The organism is Streptomyces sp. NPDC012510 (assembly GCF_042955065.1).
In the GTDB taxonomy this organism is placed as follows: domain Bacteria; phylum Actinomycetota; class Actinomycetes; order Streptomycetales; family Streptomycetaceae; genus Streptomyces.
Window position 1 is genome coordinate 85,576 of record NZ_JBIBEN010000010.1, and the last position, 22,759, is coordinate 108,334.

The 22,759-nt window shown below is 71.3% G+C and carries 22 protein-coding genes and 2 pseudogenes; 13 read left to right on the forward strand and 11 right to left on the reverse strand.

Annotated features, from left to right (window positions below; all coding sequences use genetic code 11):
- Window positions 1-132 precede the first annotated feature (132 nt).
- The 4 genes from ACFY9I_RS19975 (at window position 133) to ACFY9I_RS19990 (ending at window position 3,280) form a co-directional block, all read left to right on the forward strand.
- Window positions 133-1,131 (forward strand): SDR family oxidoreductase, encoded by a 999-nt coding sequence (locus ACFY9I_RS19975; protein WP_391003330.1) that lies wholly within the window; start codon window positions 133-135, stop codon window positions 1,129-1,131.
- Window positions 1,132-1,426: 295 nt separating this feature from the next.
- Window positions 1,427-1,834, forward strand: a complete 408-nt coding sequence (locus tag ACFY9I_RS19980) for a DUF2243 domain-containing protein (RefSeq protein WP_391003700.1) — start codon at window positions 1,427-1,429, stop codon at window positions 1,832-1,834.
- On the forward strand, window positions 1,831-2,799 hold the full coding sequence (locus ACFY9I_RS19985) for a cytochrome c oxidase assembly protein (protein WP_391003332.1): 969 nt from the start codon (window positions 1,831-1,833) through the stop codon (window positions 2,797-2,799). Before ACFY9I_RS19980 ends, ACFY9I_RS19985 begins: the two co-directional genes overlap by 4 nt.
- Complete coding sequence (locus ACFY9I_RS19990; protein ID WP_391003334.1) at window positions 2,792-3,280, forward strand: DUF5709 domain-containing protein; 489 nt, start codon at window positions 2,792-2,794, stop codon at window positions 3,278-3,280. Before ACFY9I_RS19985 ends, ACFY9I_RS19990 begins: the two co-directional genes overlap by 8 nt.
- Before the next feature lie 531 nt (window positions 3,281-3,811).
- Here ACFY9I_RS19990 and ACFY9I_RS19995 read toward each other — a convergent pair.
- Window positions 3,812-4,738 carry a LysR substrate-binding domain-containing protein gene (locus ACFY9I_RS19995; protein ID WP_391003336.1) on the reverse strand — a complete coding sequence of 309 codons (927 nt, stop codon included), beginning with the start codon at window positions 4,736-4,738 and terminating at the stop codon, window positions 3,812-3,814.
- A gap of 72 nt (window positions 4,739-4,810) precedes the next feature.
- Here ACFY9I_RS19995 and ACFY9I_RS20000 point away from each other — a divergent pair.
- Window positions 4,811-5,122, forward strand: a pseudogene (locus ACFY9I_RS20000) (RidA family protein); the annotation flags it as partial.
- A 90-nt stretch (window positions 5,123-5,212) separates the two neighbouring features.
- Entirely contained in the window at window positions 5,213-5,596 is a 384-nt protein-coding gene (locus ACFY9I_RS20005; protein WP_391003702.1) for an antibiotic biosynthesis monooxygenase, read from the forward strand.
- A 90-nt stretch (window positions 5,597-5,686) separates the two neighbouring features.
- Here the strand turns inward: ACFY9I_RS20005 and ACFY9I_RS20010 are convergent, their stop codons facing one another.
- The 3 genes from ACFY9I_RS20010 to ACFY9I_RS20020 form a co-directional block, all read right to left on the reverse strand.
- Entirely contained in the window at window positions 5,687-5,860 is a 174-nt protein-coding gene (locus ACFY9I_RS20010) for a hypothetical protein (RefSeq protein ID WP_391003338.1), read from the reverse strand.
- A 92-nt stretch (window positions 5,861-5,952) separates the two neighbouring features.
- Window positions 5,953-6,546 carry a hemerythrin domain-containing protein gene (locus ACFY9I_RS20015; protein ID WP_391003340.1) on the reverse strand — a complete coding sequence of 198 codons (594 nt, stop codon included), beginning with the start codon at window positions 6,544-6,546 and terminating at the stop codon, window positions 5,953-5,955.
- A gap of 10 nt (window positions 6,547-6,556) precedes the next feature.
- Window positions 6,557-7,756: a hypothetical protein gene (locus tag ACFY9I_RS20020; protein ID WP_391003342.1), complete on the reverse strand. Its 1,200-nt coding sequence runs from the start codon at window positions 7,754-7,756 to the stop codon at window positions 6,557-6,559.
- A gap of 361 nt (window positions 7,757-8,117) precedes the next feature.
- Here ACFY9I_RS20020 and ACFY9I_RS20025 point away from each other — a divergent pair, with 361 nt between their 5' ends.
- Window positions 8,118-8,591 carry an SPW repeat protein gene (locus tag ACFY9I_RS20025; RefSeq protein ID WP_391003344.1) on the forward strand — a complete coding sequence of 158 codons (474 nt, stop codon included), beginning with the start codon at window positions 8,118-8,120 and terminating at the stop codon, window positions 8,589-8,591.
- 734 nt (window positions 8,592-9,325) lie between these two features.
- On the opposite strand, the gene ACFY9I_RS20030 is transcribed toward ACFY9I_RS20025, so the two are convergent.
- The 5 genes from ACFY9I_RS20030 to ACFY9I_RS20050 form a co-directional block, all read right to left on the reverse strand.
- Window positions 9,326-9,499, reverse strand: a complete 174-nt coding sequence (locus ACFY9I_RS20030; RefSeq protein ID WP_391003346.1) for a hypothetical protein — start codon at window positions 9,497-9,499, stop codon at window positions 9,326-9,328.
- A 49-nt stretch (window positions 9,500-9,548) separates the two neighbouring features.
- Window positions 9,549-10,532 carry a cytochrome c oxidase subunit II gene (locus tag ACFY9I_RS20035; RefSeq protein ID WP_391003348.1) on the reverse strand — a complete coding sequence of 328 codons (984 nt, stop codon included), beginning with the start codon at window positions 10,530-10,532 and terminating at the stop codon, window positions 9,549-9,551.
- Between the two features lie 142 nt (window positions 10,533-10,674).
- Window positions 10,675-13,104, reverse strand: coding sequence for a prolyl oligopeptidase family serine peptidase (locus ACFY9I_RS20040; protein WP_391003350.1), 2,430 nt, complete (start codon window positions 13,102-13,104; stop codon window positions 10,675-10,677).
- The gene (locus ACFY9I_RS20045; RefSeq protein ID WP_391003352.1) at window positions 13,077-14,861 is read right to left on the reverse strand and encodes an N-acetylglutaminylglutamine amidotransferase; all 1,785 of its coding nucleotides are present in this window, start codon (window positions 14,859-14,861) and stop codon (window positions 13,077-13,079) included. Before ACFY9I_RS20045 ends, ACFY9I_RS20040 begins: the two co-directional genes overlap by 28 nt.
- A gap of 139 nt (window positions 14,862-15,000) precedes the next feature.
- Window positions 15,001-16,179, reverse strand: coding sequence for a YbdK family carboxylate-amine ligase (locus tag ACFY9I_RS20050; RefSeq protein WP_391003354.1), 1,179 nt, complete (start codon window positions 16,177-16,179; stop codon window positions 15,001-15,003).
- A 297-nt stretch (window positions 16,180-16,476) separates the two neighbouring features.
- Here ACFY9I_RS20050 and ACFY9I_RS20055 point away from each other — a divergent pair, with 297 nt between their 5' ends.
- The 6 genes and pseudogenes from ACFY9I_RS20055 (at window position 16,477) to ACFY9I_RS20080 (ending at window position 21,474) form a co-directional block, all read left to right on the forward strand.
- The gene (locus ACFY9I_RS20055; protein ID WP_391003356.1) at window positions 16,477-17,037 is read left to right on the forward strand and encodes a sigma-70 family RNA polymerase sigma factor; all 561 of its coding nucleotides are present in this window, start codon (window positions 16,477-16,479) and stop codon (window positions 17,035-17,037) included.
- Window positions 17,034-17,858: a zf-HC2 domain-containing protein gene (locus ACFY9I_RS20060; protein ID WP_391003358.1), complete on the forward strand. Its 825-nt coding sequence runs from the start codon at window positions 17,034-17,036 to the stop codon at window positions 17,856-17,858. Before ACFY9I_RS20055 ends, ACFY9I_RS20060 begins: the two co-directional genes overlap by 4 nt.
- Before the next feature lie 53 nt (window positions 17,859-17,911).
- Window positions 17,912-18,146: pseudogene (locus ACFY9I_RS20065) on the forward strand (ABC transporter ATP-binding protein); the annotation flags it as partial.
- Between the two features lie 323 nt (window positions 18,147-18,469).
- On the forward strand, window positions 18,470-19,657 hold the full coding sequence (locus ACFY9I_RS20070) for a hypothetical protein (RefSeq protein WP_391003359.1): 1,188 nt from the start codon (window positions 18,470-18,472) through the stop codon (window positions 19,655-19,657).
- Window positions 19,658-19,750: 93 nt separating this feature from the next.
- A complete protein-coding gene (locus ACFY9I_RS20075; RefSeq protein WP_391003361.1) occupies window positions 19,751-20,596 on the forward strand; it encodes a GNAT family N-acetyltransferase in 846 nt (281 codons plus the stop codon).
- Window positions 20,597-20,910: 314 nt separating this feature from the next.
- On the forward strand, window positions 20,911-21,474 hold the full coding sequence (locus ACFY9I_RS20080; protein WP_391003363.1) for a hemerythrin domain-containing protein: 564 nt from the start codon (window positions 20,911-20,913) through the stop codon (window positions 21,472-21,474).
- Window positions 21,475-21,562: 88 nt separating this feature from the next.
- Here ACFY9I_RS20080 and ACFY9I_RS20085 read toward each other — a convergent pair whose 3' ends face one another.
- On the reverse strand, window positions 21,563-21,733 hold the full coding sequence (locus ACFY9I_RS20085) for a hypothetical protein (protein WP_391003365.1): 171 nt from the start codon (window positions 21,731-21,733) through the stop codon (window positions 21,563-21,565).
- A gap of 96 nt (window positions 21,734-21,829) precedes the next feature.
- A complete protein-coding gene (locus ACFY9I_RS20090; protein WP_391003366.1) occupies window positions 21,830-22,714 on the reverse strand; it encodes an SDR family oxidoreductase in 885 nt (294 codons plus the stop codon).
- Window positions 22,715-22,759: the final 45 nt, after the last annotated feature.

Sequence of the window (22,759 nt, forward strand, 5' to 3'; positions counted from 1 at the left end):
ACGGGCCGCGTTCCGGACGACCGCCGTCCGCCGAGCTGGGGGAGGTGACTCGGTGGTTTCGGGTACTCGGCGGTGGCGAGCCGGACGCGAGCCGTCCGGGACGGGCCACTTCCGAGGAGGTACGCGATGCGCATGCGGGAGCAGGTAGTGGTGGTGACGGGGGCGTCCGGCGGGATCGGCCGGGCCACGGCCGAAGCCTTCGCGCGCAAGGGGTGCGCCGTGGTACTGGCCGCGCGCCGTGAGGAAGCGCTGGAGGTGACCGCACGGGAGTGCGAGAAGCATCGTGGGGCCAGGGCGCTGGTCGTACCGACCGACACGACGGACGCCAAGGCCGTCGAGGACCTGGCGCGGCGCGCCGTGGAGGAGTTCGGCCGGATCGACGTGTGGGTCAACAACGCGGCCGTCAACGCCTTCGGCCGCTTCGAGGACGTGCCGTTGGAGGACTTCCGCAAGGTCATCGACGTCAATGTGATGGGGTACGTGCACGGTGCGCGCGCGGCTCTCCGGGTCATGCGTGAGCAGGGGGGACACGGCACGCTGATCAACATCTCGTCCATCGTGGGCGCCGTCTCCCAGCCGTACAGCCACCCGTACAGCCACCCGTACAGCATGTCGAAGCACGCCGTCCAAGGGCTCGGATCGAGCCTCCGGCAGCAGCTCAGGGTGGAGGGGGTGAAGGGCATCAGGGTGTGCACCGTGATGCCCGCGACCATCGACACGCCCCATTTCGAGCAGGCGGCCAACTTCACCGGCCGCAAGGTCGTCGCCATGCCGCCCGTCTACAGCCCCGAGCGGGTGGCCCGAGCCGTCGTGGATCTGGCCCGTCACCCGCACCGTGAGGTCGTGGTGGGCCCGGCGGGCAGGGCACTGGTGCGCCAGGCCCGCAGGACCCCGGCGCTCGCGGAGCGGGTGATGGCACGGCAGACCGACAGGACGCATCTGTCCCACACGGAGGATGCCCCGGCCACCCATGGAGCGCTGCATGTACCGGCTCCCGGTGAGGGAGCGGTGCACGGCGGCTGGGGCGGCCGGCGGCGCACCGCGATGCGCCGGACGGCCGTCGCCGCGCTGGTGGGAGCGGGCGTCACCGCCGCCGGGCGCCGCATCAGCCGTGGGGTGCTCGCCGCCTGACCAGCCCCACCGAACCGGTCCCGCGAACGGCCGCCCGTAACCGGTCCCCGGGGTGGACCACCTGGCCGTCCCCGTGCCTCGTCGCGTCATCGCGGCGTACCGGGTATTCGGCGCCTGTCCGGCCGGTGGGGGACCGACCCGGCAGAAAGGGTGAACCGACCGCATGGATGATTCCGACCGTCCGCACAACCGTCGGCCCGTCCGTGGGCCGAGGCGCCCGCAGACCCGCCCCGACGTCGTCTCCGCCCCGCGTCCGGAGCCCCGGCGGTCCCTGGCCGTGTGTGCCCTGATCGGCATGGCCCTCATGGCGGCCGTCGACGAGATCGTCTTTCACCAGATCCTCGGCTGGCACCATTTCTACGACCGTTCCACCACCGACGTCGGCCTCCTGTCAGACGGCCTGTTGCACACGGCCGAGCTGCTGGCCCTCGTCGCCGGATTCTTCCTGTACGCCGACCTGCGCCGCCGCCGCGCCCTGGCCGCCGCACACGCCCGGGCCGGACTTTTCCTGGGCCTGGGCGCCTTCCAACTGTTCGACGGCGTCGTGGACCACAAGCTGCTGCGGGTGCACCAGATCCGCTACGGGGTCGACGTCACCCCCTACGACTGGGCCTGGAACCTCGGCGCTCTTGCTCTGCTGCTCATCGGAGGCGTCCTGGCCCTCCGAGCGGCCCGCCGCTCCCGTGGGGAACCGACGGCGTGACACCGGACCAGGTCCACCCCGCGCCGACCGGCACAGGCCCGGACGCGAGTGGTCTGGTCGGCCTGTGCTTCGCGGCCGCCGCGGTACTGGCGGCCGTCGCGTACCTGCTGGCCGCCCGTCGTCTTCGGCGCCGTGGGGACGCCTGGCCCTGGCCACGGGACGCGGCCTTCACCGCCGGCGGCCTGGCCGTGGCCTGGGCGATGGCCGCCGACCCGCCGGGCGGGCCGTTCACCGCGCACATCACACGGCATCTGCTCGTCGGCATGGCGGCCCCGCTGCTTCTCGTCCTCGCCCTTCCGCTGACCCTGTGCCTGCGGGCGTCGCCGCCCGGCCGTGCACGACGAGGCCTCCTGCGGGTGGCGCACGCCCGGCCCGTCAGGCTGCTGCTCCTCCCGCCGGTGGCGGCCGTGTTGGACATGGGCGGCCTCTGGCTGCTGCATCGCACCGGCCTCTTCGCCGCCACGCACCACCAACCCGTCCTGTACGCAGTGACGTACCTTCACGTTCTGGCCGCCGGGCTGTTGTTCGCATTCGTCATCTGCCAACTCGACCCGGTGCGCCGACGCTGGGGCCTCGCCGTGCGCGGGGCCACCCTGCTGGCCGCCGGCGCCGCCCATGCCGTACTGGCCAAGGGGCTGTACGCGCTGCCGCCGCCCGGCACCGCCTTCACCACCGGTGACCTGCGCACCGGTGCGCAGGTCATGTACTACGGCGGCGATCTCGCCGAGGTCGCCCTCGCCGTCGCCCTGGCCGTCCAGTGGTACACGCGGCGGGCGCGCGTCGCCCTTCGGGCGGGGACAGGGGGAGTCCCCCTGCTACCCCCTGCGTTCCTTCAGCGGCACCCCGTCGACGATGGACTGAGCCCGCGCTCCGCCTGCGAGAACGTAGGTGTCACACCCGGCGAACCAGGTACTCCGCACGGAGGCACGAACCAGTCGACCGTCGCGGGAGGCGAACATGAGTGACGAGAACATGGCGGACGACGCCTACCAGCCCACGGGCAGCAACGAGGACCAGGAGGACGCCACCCCTCTGGATCTCCAGGACGCGGTCGACGAGCGCACCTACGACGACATGCTGGACGAGGGCTATTCCCCACCGGAGAAGCCCCTGGGGGTGACCAAGAGCGGCACCACGGCGGCCGAGCAGCACGAGGGGGAGTCCCTTGACGACAGGCTGCGACAGGAGGTCCCCGATGTGGAGGTGCCGCTCGGCGACGGCATCGGCGACCTGCCGGGCGGCGAGGGCGAACCCGTCGACCCCGAGGCCGGCGCGGACCGTGCCGGTCGCCTGGTCGCGCCGGACGAGGGCGCGCGAACGGACACCACCAAGGAACTCGTCGCCGAGGACGAGGGCATCGCCGGTGGGGCGGCAGGAGCGGAGGAGGCAGCCATGCACATCGTGCCCGAGGGACGCATGACCTCGCGGGACGACCGGGAGGACTGACCGGCTCGGCGGCTGTGGCCGGGATGTGGACCGTGCCATCGGTCTGGACGAGGGTGGCGCGAAGGCAGGACTGGAAGGCGTCTCCGGCGCCGATGGTGTCGACGGCGCGCTTCGGCGGTGTGGGGGTGCGGGGACGGTGACCTGGGGGTGCGCGGTGAGGGCGGTCGCGCCCTGGGCGCCCTGGGTGATGACGGCCAGGCGCGGGCCAAGGGCGAGCAGGGCTTGTGCCGCGGCTTGGGGAGTGAGGTCGGGGTAGAGCTGGGCCGGGTCCTCGTCGCCGGCCTTGACGAGGTCGGCTGCGGGTGAGCCGGTGTGGATCAGGGTGGTCTATGGGGTGGGAGGGGATGTCGACGGGGTCCCAGGGGGCGAGGAAGCCGTAGTGGGCGCTGCCGGTGGTGTCATCGAGGTAGGCGAGGGCGAGGGTGGTGCGGCCGGAGGCACTGGGCAGGCGGTGCACGTCGACGCCGATGGAGTCCAGGTGCGCGCGGACCAGTTCACCGGGCGGGTCGTCGCCCCAGCAGGTCATGATCATCAGCCCGGCGAGCGGTTGGGTGTGCTGTTTGGCGCATCTTGGCTGATGGTCGCCAGCAGGCGTGTGACCAGAGGATTCTGGTCGTCTTCGCGCCAGGCGACGGCCACTCGAGTGCGGGCGGTGCCGGGTTCGATCCTGCGGAAGGCGACGCCCTTGAGACGGATGCGTCGGATGCTCGCCGGGGCCAGGGAGACGCCCAGGCCGGTTTCCACGAGGGCGCACACGGTCTGCCACTCCACCGCGTGCTGGACTATCTGCGGTGTGAAACCTGCTGCGGAGCACAGGCCGATGATCTGGTCGTGCAGTGACGGGCCGACCGAGCGGGGCAGCAGAACGAAGGGCGAGTCCGCCAACTGGGCAAGCTGTACGGTCCGTTGGGTGGCCAGAGGATGGGTAGACGGCAGCACGGCCACGAACGGCTCACTGAGTACCGTCCTGAAGCCCAGCTCTGTCTCGTCGGCGGGGGGTTCGCGCAGTAGACCGATGTCGATGGTCTTGTCATGCAGGGCGGCAATCTGCGGAGCGGTGGTCATCTCGTGGATGTCCAGGTGCACGCCGGGATAGTGGTGACGGAAGCTACGCAGCAGGCCGGGCAGGATCGTCAGGGCGAGGGAGGCGGCGAAGCCGATCCGTAGGCGGCCGGCCCTGCCGCTGCCGACGGCCCGGGCTGCGGCCAGGCCGTCCGCGAGGTCGGTGAGTGCCCGCCGGGCGGCGGGCAGGAGTTCACTGCCGGCTGGTGTCAGGCTGACTCGCCCTGGGCCACGGGTGAACAACGCGTGGCCGACCTTGTCCTCCAGACGGCGGATCTGCTGGCTCAGCGGCGGCTGGGCGATGCCCAGGCGGGCGGCCGCGTGACCGAAGTGGAGTTCCTCTGCGAGCACGACGAAGGCGTGCAGCTGCTTTGAGGGAAGTTCGGGTCGCTCCATACGCCTACAGATATCAGCTCATGCATGCGGCCGTATTAGACGTATCAGTGCTGGTCACTTAGCGTTCGGCGCATGACAGAGCGACGCGCGGTCCTCAGCGGCTCGACCTTTGAGGAGCAGATCGGCTACGCCCGTGCTGTGGTCGACGGAGACTGGGTGCATGTGTCCGGGACGACCGGGTTCGACTACGCCACCATGACGATCTCCGACGATGTGGTGGAGCAGGCCGAGCAGTGCCTGCGCAACATCGAGGCAGCACTTGCCGAGGCGAAGTGCACCGTCGCCGACGTGGTGCGCGTGCGCTACCTACTGCCCGACCGCGAAGACTTCGAACCCTGCTGGCCGGTCCTGCGCCGCTACTTCGGCGACGTTCGGCCGGCCGCCACGATGCTCATGTGCGGTCTCGCCGACCCGCGGATGAAGATCGAGATAGAGGTGGACGCGCGGCGGCACATCCCGCCTCACGGCGGCGCCATGAGCAATCAGTCGGAAGCGCCTGTCGCGCCCGTCGGGGCCTATGAACCCCCCTACTACGTGGCTGTCTTCACCACTGTGCGAAGCCAGGAGCAGAGCGGCTACAGCGAGACCGACGCACGCCTGGAAGACCTGGTGAAGGACGTCCCCGGGTACCTGGGGATGGACCACGCGCAGACTCCCGGCGGGCTGGGCATCACCGTCAGCTACTACCGTGACGCCGACGCACTCACGGAGTGGCGTACCGACACCGAGCACCGCGCGGCGCAGCAGCGCGGGCGAGACGAGTGGTATCAGAGCTACACGCTGCACGTGGCGAGAGTGGAGCGGAGCCACGGGTTCACGCGGGCGCAGGCCCCGCAGAGCCCGACAGAAAACTGCTGACCAACCGGGACCATGCTGCGGCCGCTGAGCGGACGGTTGTGGTCAAGCGCGAGTTCCCTCAGGTACAGGACGGGTTCGTGTCCGCGTCCCTCAGGTAAAGGGCGGTTCAACGTACGCGCGCGTCGTCAGCGGAGGACGTGGTGGTCGCGGGGCGAACTGGCAGGCATCCGGGATGCAGGGCCGGAAGCGGGTGTCGATCAGGTCGGCGCGGTGCCGATGAAAGGTGGCGTGTGGGATGCCGGGCAGCCGCTCGATCGCGGTCACCGCGGGTAGCCGTCGGCGCGTGGCGGCCTCGGCGAGGACGAGATGACCGGCAAGGTTCTGCCGGCCGTGAGCCCTCCTGGTCAGCCGTTCAGTCAGCTGTCCTTGCCCATCGCCTTGCGGACCGCGTCCTTGGTGCGGTCCATGAGGGCGGCGACCGGCCCGAGCGCGATGTTCGCCGCCCCCGACTCGACACCCGGGTGAGGACGAGTGGGCGCCATGGCCTCGGCGGCCTTGACGGCCTTGGCCATGGCGGCGAGCTGCGTGACGTTGGTGCTGCGGCGGATGTGCGTGAACTCGTAGCGTTCCTCGGCCCGCGCGTGCTCCTGGACCTCCTTGCGCAGCTTTCTCAGCTGCAGCATGAACTTCGGGTCGTCGGTGTCGGTGTCGTCCAGCGCGGCCAGCGTCTCCTTGGCCGCGCGTTCCTCGGCGAGCCGGTCCTCGACCACCTGTGCACCGCCGGCCAGGGCCTGGCGGGCGAAGGGGTGTACGACCTCCTCCTCTGCGGTCTCGTGCACGGCCAGCAGCCGCACCAGACGACGGAACGCGTCACGGCGCTCCTGACCGCTGGACGCCTCCACCTCGTCGAAGAGGTTGCGGATGTCACCGTGCTGCCGCATCAGCAACGCCACCACGTCGATGTCCCCGGCCCGGTCGTCACCGGCCTGCGGGGTGTCGAGCTCGGTCATCTCGGCTCCCTCACTTCTCGCGCATCGCGGGGTCGGGGTGTTCACCCTCGGACTGGACGCGGTACTCACGGCCGAACATCTCGTCGTGCTCCGCCATGACCCGATCGCTGGGCGGAGCCTCCCCGCCGTGGATCTGCTCCTGCATCTTCTCGAACCGCTCGTGCGCCTCGCGCACATAGCCGGCCCCGAGCGTCGTCAGGTCCATCTGGGTGTCCAGCAGCTCGCGCACGTACTGCTTGTTCGGCTCGAACGTGAGCACGTTCGGCAGTTCCGGCGCCAGCACCGAGGCGGGATCGCGCCCGTCGTGGCGGCGCATCAGGTCGCAGGCGGAGTGGAGGTGCTCCAGCTCCATGTTCAGATGCAGTTCCCAGATGGCCTTGATCCTGGGGTCGCTCTCCTGCTCCATGAAGGAGTAGTAGAGGTAGCACTCGTTGTACTCGTGGGTGACGAGCTGCTCCCACCACGTCTCACCCGGGTCGACGAGGGACTCGTAGTGAGTGACGTGCTCCTCCTCGATGAGCCCGATCTCCTGGTAGAGCTGGCGGGCGATCGGCTCCATGTAGGTCGGGCCGGTGTTCATGTAGAAGTTCATGGTCTGCTGCTCCGCCGACATGATCGTCAGCGCGTGCAGCTTCGACAGCGGGTTCGTCTCGTCCTTGGCGTACGGGTCGCGCACGTTGTCGTACGGGTCCCGGTGGTGGAACTTCGTCGGCCGACCGGGCATGACCTCCGTCAGCCCGTCGACGATCGACTCCGCCTTGCGGTGCTCGATCATCTCGTACAGGTTGGCGTACCGGTACAGGTGATCGAAGTCCTCCAGCACACCGAACTGGTACGCCTGCTTCAGGTACGGGTCCGGCTCCATACGCGCCACCCACGCGGTGAGGTCCACGGCGACCTGCTCATAGGCGATCGTCGTCTCCAGCACCGAGGACACGCCGGGCAGCAGCCAGTTCACCACCTTCTGCTGCTGCGCCTCGATGTAGCGGGTCCGGGCGAGCTGGCGCTTGACCTCGGGGTCGATGGTGTTGCGGGCGAGCTGGTGGCTGAAGAGGATCGCCTCCACCTCGATCCCGTTCATCGTGATGATCCGGCACCGGGTGTACGGGTCGCAGCGGTCGGGATCGATCGGCTGCACGTTCAGTTCGCGCCAGCCGCGCAGCTGGCGGTCCAGCGGGATGCCCCGCTGCTCCAGGGGATTGAAGGTCATCGAGGTACTCCTCGGGAAGGCCGGGGAAAAGCGAACGGGCGAGGTACCCCGGTCGTAGGGTGGTACGTCCGCGACGCGGGACACCCCGGCCATGTTTCAGCCATCCGGTTCCACTGGCCACGGCACACGCCCGGACGGCTGAAGCGGTCCCCCTTTCGAGCTGGTGGAGGGACTGACCGGCTGAACCCGGCTGGCGTGACGACGTGCCGACCGCGTGGACGAGAAGCCGGGGATGCGACGACATCACCCATTACCTCAAGGATTGCGTCCGCTTTGGTGTGGTTTGAGGCTGTCTGTTGGGTACCCGAGGTGCAGCCACCGGGGACGCGTGGATCGTGGACCCCTGATTAAGGAGGCGGGCATGACCGAGCGGACCCAGACCACCCCCCTGGAGTCTCACCCGGACATCATGGAGATGCGGGAGCGCCACGCCCGGGCCGAGCGGGCGGCCAGCACCCAGCAGGGGCAGACCGTCGAAGCGCTGGCCCTCGTCACCGGCCTGTACCTGGCCGCATCACCCTGGATCGCCGGGTTCAACGGTTTCAGCACCCTGGCCGTGAACAACCTGATCACCGGTATCGCGTACGCGTTCCTGCTGAGCGGCTTCGGCCACGCCTACGAGCGCACGCACGCGAGGGCGTGGGCAGCCGCGCTGATCGGAATCTGGACCATCGTCGCGCCCTGGGTCGTGGCAGGGAACGTGGACACCACACGGACCGTCGTCAACAACATCATCGTCGGCGCCCTCGCGTTGCTGCTGGCGCTGGCCGCCAGCGCGGCGGCGAACAAGGCAGACAGGAGTGGCCGCACGCGCTCGGCCCGGCCCGGACGCTGACACAGAGCCGCTGACACGGAGCCGCTGACACCGAGCAGGCTGATCCATCCCGCGAGGCGCCGCCCCGCCCCGCGGGGTGGTACGGCCTGCCATGCGTACGTGCAGCGTTCGTGCGGCGAGCGGTCGTGCAAGCAGCGGTCGTGCGAGCAGCGGACGCGCGAAGGGCGGACGTGCGAGGAGCGGTCGCTTACCGGCCGCATCCTCACCGGCGGCCTGCCCGGGAGCCTCGGTAGGTACGCGGCGCGGCGGCTCACGGCCACGGCGGGGGCCGGCGTGAAGCCGCGGGCGTCGTGGTCGTAGATGTCGAAGTCCAAGGACCGGTGAAGTCCAAGGACTGGTGGGGATCCTCCGCGCACAGGTCGAAGCCGAGCGGTCCGGCGGTGTTCAGGGCCGTCTTCAGGCTCACCGGGTCCCCGGCACGGGCCCGTGCCGGGGACGGCGGGAAAGGCGGCGAGGATGCTGGGGCAGCCCATTATCTGGGCGTCGGCGCGGGGGAGCGGCAGGTGCCTGGTGCCCCGGCTCCTGCCGCTGCTCGTGATGCTCGTGAGGAGCGGGTCCAGGGAGGGGCGGTCGGGGCCGTCGGCATCGTCCACGCGCACCGCCAGCCCCCAGTCCGTCCGGCAGCCGCTTGGGCAGGCCTGCCGCTCGCGAGAGACGCACCATGGCGTCGTACCGCGCCGACCCGTCCAGCCACGGCACGCCCCGCACGTCGGCTCCTCACGTCCGTCGGCTCCTCACGCGTAGCTTCCTTCCCCGTCCGTGTCGTCGCCCTCGTCCTCCCCCTCGTCCCCCTCCGTCTGCGAGGGGGTGGTCCGGGGCGTGTCGCGACCGGACGTCCGTGGCTCGTCGTCCGTGCCATCGGGCGGTTGTCGCTCGCCCTCCGCCTGGGACGGTGTCTGCTCACTCATGAAGGACTCCCTTCGTGAGGTCGGCCGAGTATCCCGGCCTGGACACGCCTCACAGTTTGCGGGGCTCGTTGTTCCTGGCCGGGTCGGTGATCTCGATGCCCGCCGGGATGAAGCCGCGTCGGCCCCGGTCGGCGAGTCCCCGCAGATGCCGCTGGTAGCGCTCGGGTGAGACGATTTTGACGTTGAAGAGCATCCGGGCGTGGTCGACGCCGCACAGCTCGGCGCACTTGCCCCGGAAGGTGCCCTCCTGCGTGGGCGTCACCTCGAAGACATTGACGTTGTGGCCGGGGAAGACGTCCTGCTTCATCAGGAACGGCAACACCCAGAACGAGTGGATGACATCGCGGGAGGACAGCACGAACCGGACCTTCTCGCCCTTGGGCAGCCACAGGGTCGGACCCGGGTTCCCGGTCTGAGGGTTGCGGCTGCCGGGGACACCGACGTCGAAGACGCCTTCGGCTCCAGGAGGGAAGGCCCTGCGATATCTGTCCGGGACGATGCCCAGGTCCGGTTCCGCCCGCGCGTCGCCCGTGTCCGCCTCGCCGTCCACGTCCTCGACGTAGTTGAAGCCCCAGCTCCACTGGAAACCGACCACACCCACGGTGTGAGCGGGCTTCTCGGAGAGTTCGAGGAGCTCGGCCTCGTCACGGGCCGTGAAATAGAAGAGCACCGAGACGATGATCAGCGGGACCACGGTGTACAGCACTTCGATGGGCATGTTGTACCGGGTCTGCGGGGGGACCTCAATCCTGGTCCTGCTGCGCCGGTGGAAGACCGCGGCCCAGATGATCAGACCCCACACGAGCGCGCCCACGGCGAGCGCGGCCGCCCACGAGCCCTGCCACAGGAACAGGATCCGCGGTGCCTCTTCCGTGACCGGGGTGGGCATCCCCAGGCGGGGGAAGTCCCGCCAGGTGGCCTCGCAACCGGAGGCGGCCGCCACTACCAGGCCCGCGCTCAGTGCCCGTGGTAGTACCCGACGCGCCCGGGGCATCGGACGGCGCGGCGATCGGTCACAGCTGTGGGGACTCACGTAGTGCCTTCCCGAGACTCTCAAGGTAGGTGTCTTTATGCGGACAAAACCTACTGATGCCCGGGGTCGGGGAGCGCCCAACGCGCCGCGTGGCCAGTGCGCGTGGCGAGCGCCCTTACGCCGCGGAGATCCAACAGACGCCCTAGACGGCGAGGTGGCGCTCGATCCAGTGGGTGGCGGTCCGGCGGAAGATCCTCCGGCTGTCCGCGCGCAGGAAGTCATGGCCCTCGTCGCGCAGCATCAGCAGCTCGGCCTCCAGGCCGCGCTCGCGGGCCGCGCGGACGAACTGCTCGGACTCGCCGAGCGGCACATTGGTGTCATGCTCACCGTGGACCGCGAGGAGCGGCACCCGCAGCGCGTCGACACGGGTCATCGGGGACAGTGCGCGCAGCAGCTCACGGTCGCGTTCCGGGTGGCCGTACTTGTGCGCCGCCGATTCCGCGATCCATGGCTCGGTGCCGGCGTAGAAGGTAGCGAAATCGGACATACCGCAGGCCGCCACGCCCGTCCGGAAGAGCTCCGGGTGCCACACGAGGGAGGCCATCACCAGGTAGCCGCCGTAGGAGCGGCCCATGACGGCCAGCCGCCTCGGGTCGGCGAGACCGGTCACGACGACGTGGGCGGCGCAGGCGGCGACGTCCTCGATCGCGGCGAACCGTCCCGTGCCGAGGTCGGCGTCGACGAAGGACCGGCCGTACCCCGAGGATCCGCGCACATCCGGAGCGAAGACGTCGAGTCCCCGGCCCAGCAGCTCGTGGTAGAGCGGGTTGAACACGGGCCGCTCCTGCTCTTCCGGACCGCCGTGCAGATGGAGCACACAGGGTGCCGGCTCCCCGGCGCCCCGGCCCCGCGCCCGGTAGTACCAACCGTTCAGCGGCAGTCCGTCGCGCGCGGACAGCCGCAACGGCACGGGACGCACGGGCGGACGGCCGGGAGGGACGGCGTCCTCGTCGCGGGACGACCACTCGGTGCGCCGTGCGGTGCCCTCCGCGAACCACCACACACCGGGGCGGCGCTGCGAACCGGACAGGGCCAGCACCGGCCCTGCGGGGCCGCCGACCTGCGGGATACGCGTCACCACCTCGTGCGGCAGCTCCACGGTCATCGACGGCCCCGTCCGGGGGTCTTCGGTGGACGCCGCCGTGACGGCGGTGAGCTCCAGCTCACTGGCTCCTCGGACGTTCCAGGCCAGGGCCGCGGTGCGCCCGTCGTGGCCAAGGGCCAGCAGTTCCAGTCCGCAGTCCTCGCGCTCCGCGGCGACGGTCAGCCCCAGCGACTGCCCGTCGGCATCCAGCCGGACGGCGAACAGCGCGGCGAACTCGCGTGCCGCGTCGCTGCGCAGCCACAGCGTCGTGGCGTCCGGGGAGAACCGGCCGATCCACGGGTCGCCGTCGGCGACCGGCAGGGCGAAGGTGATCCGCAGATCGGCGGTGCGCACGACGAGGGCTTCCCGGCGTCCGCGCGGGCCCCGGCGCAGCAGCGCCAGCCGCCCGTCCCGGCTGATGTCGCACACCCGCAGCGTCGCGGCGCCGCGTTCGACCGCCAACAGGGTGGGCGCCGCGACACCCAGGGGGTCGACGAGGTAGGCGGCCAGCCCTTTGCCGGCCGTCACCTCCGGGACCACCTCGCCGTCCTCGTCCTGCTCGGCACCGGGCAGGGACGGCCCGCGCCCGGACAGGCCCGCCGATCGCGCACCGTCGCCGGCCCCGCCGCCTCCTCCGGAAAGACGGCCGGCGGGACCGGCGTCACCGCGGTGCGCACCGCCCAGCAGTACGGCCCGGCCGTCGCGGCAGGTCCAGCCCGGCGGATGCGGGACCGTGTACGTGTCCGGATCGGCGAGGCCGGGCTCCGTGGGAGCGGCCCCCTCCTCCGTGTCCGCCCTGCCCGGCACGGGCAGCGGCGCCAGAACCGGCTCGGCGACGGTGACGGCGACCCCGGAGCCGTCGTGCTGCCAGCAGCCCAGGTACGCCGAGCTGCCGGGTTCGCCGCCGGCGAGGACGCGTCGCCCGGTTCCGTCGGGGCGTACGCACAGCACCCGGGTGTGTTCACCGCCTCCCGGGGCGGTGGTGTAGGCGATCCAGCGGCCGTCGGGCGACCAGGCCACCTCCTTGACCGGGTGGGGATCGGAGTCCAGCAGATGGACCTCGTGTCCGCCGACCGGTCCGGTCCAGAGCTGCGGAACCCCGCCGCGGTCGCAGATGAACGCGATCCGTCTGCCGCTCGGGTCCACCGACGGATACCAGCAGCCGTGGGACCGCAGCGGTTGCGGTGTGTCCAGCGGCCCGGCGGTGTCGGGCAGCGGGACCGGCTCGGGGGCCAGGGAGGCCGGCACCGAGGTCAGGGAGGTCGGCATGGCGGCGGTGACCGCCCCCGCCCGGCCGTCGGCGCCCTCGGCCGTCGGTGCGGCGCCGGTGCCGTGTTCCGCGGGCCGCCACGGCGCCCCGTCGACGATGTCCTCGCCGCCGGGGGAGTGGACGGGAGAGCCCGTGGACGGACGCGGTGCCACCGTCGACGGACGCGGGGGACGAGCCCCTTGCGCCCCGGTCAGCGGATTCCGTGCGTTTGCAGCCATATCTCCAGCAAAGCTACCTGCCACAGCGCGTTAGCCCCACGCTTGGTGCGGTGCTCGTCGGGCGCCGACAGCAGCCTGGCCACGTACGCGTCCTGGAAGACACCCCGTGACCTGGCCTCGGGCGCCGACAGAGCCTCACGGACCCGCCCCAGCACCGGGCCCGCCATATGTTTGACGGCGGGGACGGGGAAGTAGCCCTTGGGCCGGTCGACGACCTCGGCGGGCAGGACCCGGCGGCCGGCCGCCTTGAGGACTCCCTTGCCGCCGTCGGCCAGTTTCAGCTCCGGCGGGCAGGCGGCGGCCAGCTCCACCAACTCGTGGTCGAGGAAGGGGACACGGGCCTCCAGCCCCCAGTCCATGGTCATGTTGTCGACGCGTTTGACCGGATCGTCGACGAGCATCACCTCGGTGTCGAGCCGCAGTGCCGCGTCGAGGGCCGTCTCGGCGCCCGGTCGCGCCATGTGCTCCCGTACGAAGCGGCCGGACACGTCGTGATCGGGTGTCACCTCGGGCCGCAGGATGCGGGTGAGGTCGGCGTGCGGCCGGTCGAAGTACGTGTCCGCGTACGTCTCGGGCTCCCGCTCCCTCGGGACGTCGGCGAGGTCCGGGTACCAGTGGTAGCCGGCGAAGACCTCGTCGGCGCCCTGACCGCTCTGGACGACCTTCACCTCCTTCGCAACTTGCTCCGACAGCAGATGGAAGGCGACCACGTCATGGCTGATCATCGGTTCGCTCATCGCCTCGATAGCCGAGTCCAGCGCCGTCGACACCCGGTCCGAGGGCACCATCAACTGGTGGTGGTCCGTGCCGAAGCGCCGGGCGACCAGATCCGAGTAGCGGAACTCGTCGCCCTCCTCGCCGCCCTCCGACTCGAAGCCCACGCTGAACGTCGCGAGATCGCGCTGTCCCTCGTCGGCCAGCAGCGCCACGATCAGGCTGGAGTCCAGCCCGCCGGACAGGAGCACTCCGACGGGCACGTCGGCGACCATGCGCCGGCGTACGGCGGTGCGCAGCGCGCCGAGCACCATGTCCCGCCAGTCGTCCGCGCCCAGCCGCCCGTGCTCGGGACGGCGGGTGTACGACGGCTGCCAGTAGCGGATGTCTCGGTGGCGGCCGTCCGGCTCCATGACCCGCACGGTGGCCGCCGGCAGCTTGCGCACCCCGGCGAGGACGGTACGGGGCGCGGCGACCGTGGCGTGCCAGCTCATGTACTGGTGCAGCGCGGCCGGATCGAGCGAGGTGTCGACGCCACCACCCGCCAGCAGGGACGGCAGCGAGGAGGCGAAACGCAGCCGTCCCGGTGCGTGGGCCAGGTACAGGGGCTTGATGCCCAGCCGGTCGCGGGCCAGGACGATGCGTCCGGTGGCCTGTTCGACGATGACGAAGGCGAACATCCCGTAGAAGTGATCGACGCAGGCGGTACCCCACTGCTGGTACGCCTTGAGCACCACCTCGGTGTCGGAGCCGGAGAAGAAGCGGTGGCCGAGACCGCGCAGTTCCTCGCGCAGCTCTTGGTAGTTGTAGACGCAGCCGTTGAAGACGCCGGCGATCCGCCCCGACGGGTCGGCCATCGGCTGGGCTCCGCACTCGGACAGATCGATGATCTTCAGACGGCGGTGACCCAGTGCGACGGCGCCCTGTGACCACAGGCCCCTGCCGTCCGGTCCCCGGGCGGCGAGCCGGTCCGTCATCCGCTCGACGGCCGCCAGGTCGGGCCGTCCGCCGTCGAAGCGGATCTCTCCGCTGAGGCCACACATCAGGCCGCACCCCCTCGCAGGGGACGGCTTTCGCTCGTGCTCGAGGGGGGTGCCCCGAGCGAGCACGAGCAGAACCGTTTCGCGTTGATGTCGCTGGTGCTGCTGGGCATGCGAGTGCCTTTCTTCATGGCCGCGCGGGTCAGCCGCCGACGGCTTCCACGGGGTGCGGTGCCGGGGCCCCGGACGGGGCCGCACCGGTTGCCGTGACGGGTCGGTGTACGGCTCCGGGGTGCCCCCGCTCGCCGCGGGTCTCGGCGACCAGCGTCCGGGCGCAGGCGAGCAGGCCCTGATCCTTCGCGATCCCCCGCAGTCGGCGGGCCGCGCTGCCTCCGGCCAGTGCCTCATCCAGGAGAACGCGTACGGTGTCCCAGTCGCCGGAGGCCTCCAGGGTCGGACGCAGCATGCGGAGCATGTCGCGCAGTACGGCGGGGGCGGGGGCGGCGAGGCGGGTGACCGGGTCGACGAGGGTGCCCTCCAGGCCCGCCTGGGCCGCGCGCCAGACCGCGGCCCTGAGCCATTCGTGCCTGCCGTCGCAGACCCGGCCCGGACGCTCCAGCCGGGCCCGCGCGTCCTCGACCAGGGCGCGGAACAGTCCGGCGATGAGCACGACCGTCTCGGTGCGTGGGCAGGCGTCGCAGACACGCAGCTCCAGGGTCTGCTGGTGGGCGCACGGCCGTACGTCGTAATAGACCATGCCCGGATCGCTGATCACGCCGGAGCGGACCAGCCCCTCGACCGCCGCGTCGTACTCGGCGGCGTCGGCGAAGCAGCCGACCGGTCCGGCGGTGGGCCAGCGCTGCCACAGCATGGTGCGCCAGCTCGCGTACCCCGTGTCCCTGCCCAGCCAGAACGGTGAACTCGCCGACAGCGCGAGCAGCGGCGGCAGCCACGGAGAGACGGCGCACAAGAGCCGGACGGCCGTGTCCCGGTCGGGCACGTCGACGTGGACCTGCGCGCTGCACACGAGATGCTCGTCGGCGACCTGCCGGTATTCGTCGACCATGTGCCGGTACCGGGGGTCGGGGGTGGGGTCACCGGACGCCAGCCGCGCCAGCGGTACCGTGCCCGCCGCGACGACGGCCAGCCCCAGCGGAGAAGCCGCCGCGTCCAGCCGCCGCCGCGCACCCGACAGATCGGCGTGCAGGGAGTCCAGAGAGGCGTGCACCCGGCTGTTCCACTCCACGGCCGAGCGCTGCAGCTCGGTCTTGAACCCGGATTCGCGCAGGCGACCGAGGACCACATCGGCGCCCGGGACCAGCCGCCCGCTCTCCGCGTCAAGAACATGGAATTCTTCCTCTACGCCCACACGAACGGTCACGGCCTCTCCCTCGTCCGTACCCGGGATCGCCCGCCGGTCCGAAGACCCACGGCGACCGTTGCGCAGTGCGAGTTCCCGGCAAACACATAAATAAGCCCCAAAAGTTCACGTACGTCACCGGAGCGCCGCACGCGCGGGGGCTCGCACGGGTAGATCGAAAGATCGACCGACACCTCGCCGGTACCCCTGTCGCCGTCGGCAACCCCGTAGGTGGCGACGCCGAGCCGATCTTCCCGGCCTGTGACGGGGATCACGCTCCGGGGGAAACCCGACACCGAGGCTCCGCGTCTAGCGGGTGTGAGATCAGTCAGGAAGACGCCCGGCGAGCCGGACGAGGAGCGTCTCGTCCGGCTGGTCGCCAGGGGCGACCGCGCGGCCTTCGAGGAGCTGTACCACCGCACCGCGCCATGGCTCGCGGTGCGGCTGCGCCGTCGCTGCGCCGACGAGCAGATCGTCGCCGAGGTCATGCAGGAGACGTATCTGGCGGTCTGGCGCGCTGCGGGCGCGTTCGCCGGCGCCGCCGTGGGAGGAACGGCCGTCGGCTGGCTCTGGACGATCGCGGCACGCCGTCTCGTCGACGCGTTCCGGCGCCGGGCCCACCACGCGGAGCCGCCGCCCGCCGCCGCCGCGCAGCCCGTGGCGCCCGCCGCCGAGGAGGAGGCGCTCGCCACGACCGTCGGCGGTGACGTCGGGGACGCGCTGCGGCGCCTCGCGCCCGAACTCAGACAGGTACTGCAGGCCATGGTGCTCGACGGACTGTCCGTCCGGGAGACCTCGGTCCTGCTCGGCGTGCCCGAGGGCACGGTGAAGACCCGCGCCCGCCGGGCCCGGACCGAGCTGCGGAAGGCGCTGGCATGAGCGTGGAACACGCGTCGACACGGATCATCGACGGCTACGCACGCGGCGACACGGACATCGCCCCCGACGAGGTGTGGGCCCTGGAGGCCCATCTGGAGGCCTGCGGAGCATGCCGCGACCGGCTGTCGGCCGCCCTCACCACGACGGCACCCGCAGTGACGGCGCTGGTCGGCCACGTGTGGGCCGACCTCGAACCCCAACTGGCCGCCACGCCCACGATGCCCCGCCGAAGGCGCTGGTCGGCGCGGCTGTCGAGCTGGCTGACACCCGCCATGGGACCCTGGCTGGCCATGGTGGCCGGCGTGACCCTGCTCGCGCTGCTGCTCGACCTGGCCGACACCGGCCCCGCCGCCGACGAGGTGTCCCTCGTGCTGCTGCTCGCCCCGGTCCTGCCCGTGCTCGGCGTCGCGGCGTCCTGGTCGCGGGGACTGGACCCGGCGTACGAACTGACGGCCTCGGTGCCCAGAGCGGGGCTCCAGCTCGTGCTGCGGCGTACCGCGTCCGTACTCGCCGTGGTGGTGCCCGTGCTGCTGCTGGGGGGATGGGCGACGGGGGTGACGGCCGCGCAGTGGCTGCTGCCCTCTCTGGCCTTCACCTCGACGACCCTGGCGCTCGGCGGCCTCGTGGGCGTGACCCGCGCCGCCCTCGCACTGGTGGCCGTGTGGGCGGCCGTGGTCATGGCGCCGACCCTGGCCACCAGCCGTACGACCTTCGCCCTGCGCACGGACGGACTGCCCGTGTGGGCGCTGGTGCTCGCGCTCGGCATCGCAGTCGTCGTCGCCCGCAGAAACGCGTACACCGTGCTGGGAGCCCATCGATGAACCGGGGAAGGAAACACCCCATGACGTCCGCATGACGTCCGCATGACGTCCGCATGACGTCCGCGCTGAGCGCGGCCGACATCACGCCGACGGCCTACGCCTGGGAGATCCGGGCCACCGGGCTCAAGGTCAGGGGAGGGCGCAGACGCATGGCCGTCGACGGTCTCGACCTGTCGCCGGCCACCGACCGGCGCCCACGGCCTGCTCGGACCCAATGGTGCGGGCAGGACCACCCTCATCCGTGCGCCGGCAACCGTGCTGCGCCCCGCCGAGGGCACTCCGGAACTCGCCCATCGCCCGGCTGTCGTTCTCGGTCCTCGCCCCGCCCCCGACGGGCACGTCGATGCGGGCGGCCACCTGGATGCTCCTGCCGCCCGGGCACCACGGCCGCGACCTGGGGGACGGCCCTGACCCTCGGGTCACCGGCACCGTGGCGTACGCCTGGCGGGCCCCAGACGCTAGCCGGCACGAGCCCTCACCGACGGCGGCCGGACCGTCCGGTCGAGTGCCAACCCGGGGCTCGGGGCACCGGGTTGGCTCACAAAGATCACCTGCGCCTAGCATGTGCACGCCACTGACCGGCCATCAAACCGCCTCGACGAAAGCGAACCATGCATCTCAAGCGGATCATCGCAACGACCGCCGCGCTGGCTTCCTTCTCCCTGATCACCGCTTGTGAGGACTCCGACGCCGGGCGTACGACCGCCGCGACCGACCCTTCCACGGACAGCGGCGCCGACACCAGCACGCTCGAGCGGGCCCAGGTGTACGTCCAGCGGTACGCCTCGTGCGAGCGGATGAGTACGGACGAGTCGGACAGCCGACTGCCGCTCAGCGAGTTCACCGCTGTCGGCAAGTGGTCGGTGACCGAGCGCGGGGTGTGCAGCGACCGCGTCCAGGACGGCGAGATCGTTCTCTACGCGTTCTCCGACCCGAAGGCGTTCCAGGAGGGCTACAAGAAGCGCGTGCTGGCGAAGATCGCCTCCGGTGACCGCGACTACGGCCTGTTCAGCCGCGTCTTCGTGGGGAAGGACTTCGCCGTCACGCCCACCGAGACCAAGACCGCGCTCAAACTCTCCCGCTCGGACCTGCGCATACTCACCTGCAACCCCACGGCCGTGGTGCCCGAGGGCTACAAGCGGGAGAAGGCCGCCGTCGAGGGCTGCGTCCTGAGCGACTTCGTCGCGAGCGAAGGCGGGGAGGGCAGCCCCAACTTCGAGTCCCCGCAGGACCCGGCAGGGGAAGGCGAGTCCGGGAAGCCGGGCCAGCCCCCCGCGGGGAGCCTCGGCCTGCCACGCGCGGGGAGCCTGGCCGAGCTGAAGCGGTTGGTGCACCCGCACACGGTCGACTGCACCACCTACTCGACCGCCCCGGCCGCCCTCGCTGTGGAGTCGATCGACTATCAGCCGGTGATCACCGGCGCCCACCGCCCCTGGGGCGTCGAGGAGCGGGCGATCTGCGGCGAGCCCGGTGGAGCCCAGCGCGCGCACAACCTCAACTGGCTCGACATGGTGAGCGACATGGAACTCCTGCAGAGCCGGGCGAAGGCCGCCCAGCAGGAGGATCTGAAGGACGACAACCGTCTGAAGGCCACCGCGAGCAGGCTGCTCGTCGGTGAGAACATCGCGGTGGAGACCAATGACCCGAGCATCCGCGGCGGGCTGTACCAACTGCAGTTCCTCTCCCTGAACTGCGAGCCCGGGTTCTCCGCCCCGGCCGGCTACCGCGTGGAGAAGGCGAGCGTCGAGGACTGCGTGCTCACCAACTACGAGCCCGGGGTCGAGGTCGGCGGCCAGTGACGGCGCGTCGCTGACGCGGTTCGCCGGGACGCGAGCCGACACCCGGTGAATCCCGGGTGCGGTGCCGTGGGGTCCCGTGGTGGGATGCGCCCCATGAGTGAGACGCCACGTGCCCGTGTCGAGCGGTACTACGCCACCGTGCCCCTGCTGTTCGCCGACGCCGAGGACTTCGGGCCGCTGCGTCTGTTCGTACGCAAGGAGCCCGGCGCCCCGTACTACGGCGGGCCGGGCCACGCACAACCCACCTACGAGGGGACCTCGGCCGTCACGGGCGCCGACATCGCCGGGGTGCGGGCCCGGCAGCGCGAACTCGGCGTGCCGGAGGCGTTCGAGTGGTTGGCCGAGGCGGCGCCGTCGCTGCGTGCCGGCATCGAGGCGGCCGGACTGCCGGTGGCGGAACGCCCGTTGATGGCGCTGGATCCGCACCGGTCGGTCCGGCCCCAGCCGTTGCCGCACGGTGTTACGGTCCGGGTGCTCACGGCCGATGATCCCGCGCTGCCCGAGGCCCTCGCGCTGCCCCGGCTTGCCTTCGCCAAAACGGGCACCGGGGTGGGCCTCGCGGGCCGTCGGGAGCTGTTGTCGGTGGCGGAGGAACTGACCGCGGACGGCACCGTGGAGACGGTCCGCCCCAGCCTCCGCGCCGGACACAAGACACTCGTCGCCGCCCTGGGCCCGGACGGCACCCCGCTGGCCTCCGGCCACTACCACCCGGCGGACGGCACCACCGAGATCGGGGGCATCGGCACCCTCCCCACCGCCCGCCGTCAGGGGCTGGCCGCCGCCGTCACCGCCGCCCTGGTCGCGCACGCGCGCGACCACGGCGTGCACACCGTGTTCCTCGCCTACGCGGAGGACTCCGTCGCCCGCATCTACACCCGTCTGGGTTTCCGCCCCGCCGACTGCACGCTCCTGATCGCCAACCAGCCCGCCCGCTCGTAACAGGCTTCAGGCCGTAGGGCGGCCCCAACCCTCAGGCCCCAGGCCCACGGTCGGGCGGCGAGGCGGTCGTGGTCCCGCAGGCCACCGCGGGGTCAGGAGTCCCCGCACCTGCCCGTCACCGCCGGGTTCCCCGTGCGGCCGTGCGGTACGCCCGTGTGGTTGGGCCGTTCGTGGGTACCTGGGGTCGATCGATCCGGCCGTCCGCTCCTCGGCGGTGTCAATGCCTGGCATGCGAGGGCGGAGGCGTTTCACTGACCCCCGCAAGGGACCCCGCCGGGACGGACGGCCGGGAGTGAGAGGAAGGGAGCGAGGACATGGGACACGGCGGAGACGTCATCGCCGAGCTGATCACCGACCACCGCGAGGTGGAGGAGATGTTCGGCGAGATCGAGGCACTGCCCTCCGGTGATCCGCAGCGCAAGCAGTACGTGGACAAGGTCACCATCGAGCTGGTGCGTCACTCGGTCGCCGAGGAGGCCTACCTCTACCCGGCGGTCCGGGAACACATCACGGACGGTGACATGATCGCCGACCGGGAACTGGAGGACCACGCCGAGGCCGAGCGCACCATGAAGGCCCTGGAACGCTGCGAGGCCGACGACCCGGACTTCGACCTGCTGATCACCCAGCTCATGACCGAGATCAGGTCGCACATCCATGACGAGGAGAGCAACCTCTTCCCCCGGCTGCGCGAGGCCTGCTCGGCGGACGCCCTGAACAGCCTCGGTGAGAAGGTCCGCACGGCCAAGAAGACGGCGCCCACCCGGCCCCACCCGGCGGCACCGGACACCCCTCCGGCCAACAAGCTGCTCGCGCCGGGCATGGGCCTCGTCGACCGGATGCGTGACGCTCTGACCGGCCGAGGAAAGGACGACTGACGCACAACGACCATGGCGGAGGGCCGGCCCCGACAGCTGGCTTGTCGGGGCCGGCCCTTCGCCATGGCCCGCCCTTGGTCCGGAAAAGTCAGTCGTCACCCCTGACGATGTTCGAGTCCGCCTCGGCCTCCGTGGCACGACGGCCGTCCGGACCCGTGAGGGCGGGAAGGCACAGGCGCACACCCTTCCCGCGCTGATGGCGGGCCTTGGCCCAGCCGCTCTCGCGGACGACGAGCTTCTCGACGGTGTGCGTGCTCACGACACCTCATCCTCTTTCCGGTCCGGGGGGCGGGCCGCAGCCCTCGTGTGCGCCCCTCGGGTTCCCGTCGCCGGAGCTCCCAAACGTCGGGGCTCGTCAGGGCAGGGGAGTGCCGCCGGTCGCGTTGAGGATCTCCGCCGTGACGAAACTCGCCCGTTCGGAGGCGAGGAACACATAGGCGGGCGCCATCTCGGCCGGCTGCGCGGGCCGTCCCAGGGGCGCCTGCTTGCCGAACTCCTGGGTGTCCGGCAGCGTCGCCGGGATCAGCGGCGTCCACACGGGCCCAGGCGCCACCGCGTTGACGCGGATGCCGTCCGAGGCGACCGTCTGCGCCAGCCCCTGGGTGAACGTGACGATCGCGCCCTTGGTCATGGCGTAGTCCAGGAGGTGCGGGCTGGGCTTGTACGCCTGGACGGAGGTGGTGTTGATGATCGACCCGCCGGCGGGGATGTGCGGCAGGGCCGCCCGGCACAGCCAGAACATGCCGTAGAGGTTCGTCCGTACCACCCGGTCGAACTGCTCCGTGGAGATCGCCTGGATCCCGTCCGGCTGTGACATCTGGTAGGCGGCGTTGTTGATCAGCACATCGATCCGGCCGAACTCGGCGACCGCCCGTTCGACCAGGGCACGGCACTGCTCCTCGTCGCGCACGTCGCAGGGGACGGCGATCGCCTTCCGCCCGGCGTCCTCGACGAGCCGGGCCGTCTCCCGGGCGTCCTCCGCCTCCTCCGGCAGATGGGTGAACAGCACGTCCGCGCCCTCCCGGGCGTACGCCACCGCGACCGCGCGGCCGATCCCGGAGTCCCCGCCGGTCAGCACGGCCTTGCGGTCCTTCAGCAGCCCGCTCCCCCAGTAGGAGTCCTCCCCGTGGTCGGGCGGCGGGTCCATGGGGCCGGTCCAGCCGGGATGCTTCTGGTCCTGCTGGGGGAAGTCCGGCTGGGGGTGCCGCTCGACCGGGTTCCGCCGCTCGTCGTCGCTCATGAGCACAGTCCTTCGCGCGTGGGTGCGTATGCGTATGCGTGGGTG

Bases quoted from the DNA above. Each gene is read 5' to 3' on its own strand.
- ACFY9I_RS19975 (WP_391003330.1), top strand. From the start codon at position 133: ATGCGGGAGCAGGTAGTGGTGGTGACGGGGGCGTCCGGCGGGATCGGC.
- ACFY9I_RS19980 (WP_391003700.1), top strand. From the start codon at position 1,427: ATGGCCCTCATGGCGGCCGTCGACGAGATCGTCTTTCACCAGATCCTC.
- ACFY9I_RS19990 (WP_391003334.1), top strand. From the start codon at position 2,792: ATGAGTGACGAGAACATGGCGGACGACGCCTACCAGCCCACGGGCAGC.
- ACFY9I_RS19995 (WP_391003336.1), bottom strand. From the start codon at position 4,738: ATGGAGCGACCCGAACTTCCCTCAAAGCAGCTGCACGCCTTCGTCGTG.
- ACFY9I_RS20005 (WP_391003702.1), top strand. From the start codon at position 5,213: ATGAGCAATCAGTCGGAAGCGCCTGTCGCGCCCGTCGGGGCCTATGAA.
- ACFY9I_RS20015 (WP_391003340.1), bottom strand. From the start codon at position 6,546: ATGACCGAGCTCGACACCCCGCAGGCCGGTGACGACCGGGCCGGGGAC.
- ACFY9I_RS20020 (WP_391003342.1), bottom strand. From the start codon at position 7,756: ATGACCTTCAATCCCCTGGAGCAGCGGGGCATCCCGCTGGACCGCCAG.
- ACFY9I_RS20025 (WP_391003344.1), top strand. From the start codon at position 8,118: ATGACCGAGCGGACCCAGACCACCCCCCTGGAGTCTCACCCGGACATC.
- ACFY9I_RS20030 (WP_391003346.1), bottom strand. From the start codon at position 9,499: ATGAGTGAGCAGACACCGTCCCAGGCGGAGGGCGAGCGACAACCGCCC.
- ACFY9I_RS20040 (WP_391003350.1), bottom strand. From the start codon at position 13,104: ATGGCTGCAAACGCACGGAATCCGCTGACCGGGGCGCAAGGGGCTCGT.
- ACFY9I_RS20045 (WP_391003352.1), bottom strand. From the start codon at position 14,861: ATGTGTGGCCTCAGCGGAGAGATCCGCTTCGACGGCGGACGGCCCGAC.
- ACFY9I_RS20060 (WP_391003358.1), top strand. From the start codon at position 17,034: ATGAGCGTGGAACACGCGTCGACACGGATCATCGACGGCTACGCACGC.
- ACFY9I_RS20070 (WP_391003359.1), top strand. From the start codon at position 18,470: ATGCATCTCAAGCGGATCATCGCAACGACCGCCGCGCTGGCTTCCTTC.
- ACFY9I_RS20075 (WP_391003361.1), top strand. From the start codon at position 19,751: ATGAGTGAGACGCCACGTGCCCGTGTCGAGCGGTACTACGCCACCGTG.
- ACFY9I_RS20080 (WP_391003363.1), top strand. From the start codon at position 20,911: ATGGGACACGGCGGAGACGTCATCGCCGAGCTGATCACCGACCACCGC.
- ACFY9I_RS20090 (WP_391003366.1), bottom strand. From the start codon at position 22,714: ATGAGCGACGACGAGCGGCGGAACCCGGTCGAGCGGCACCCCCAGCCG.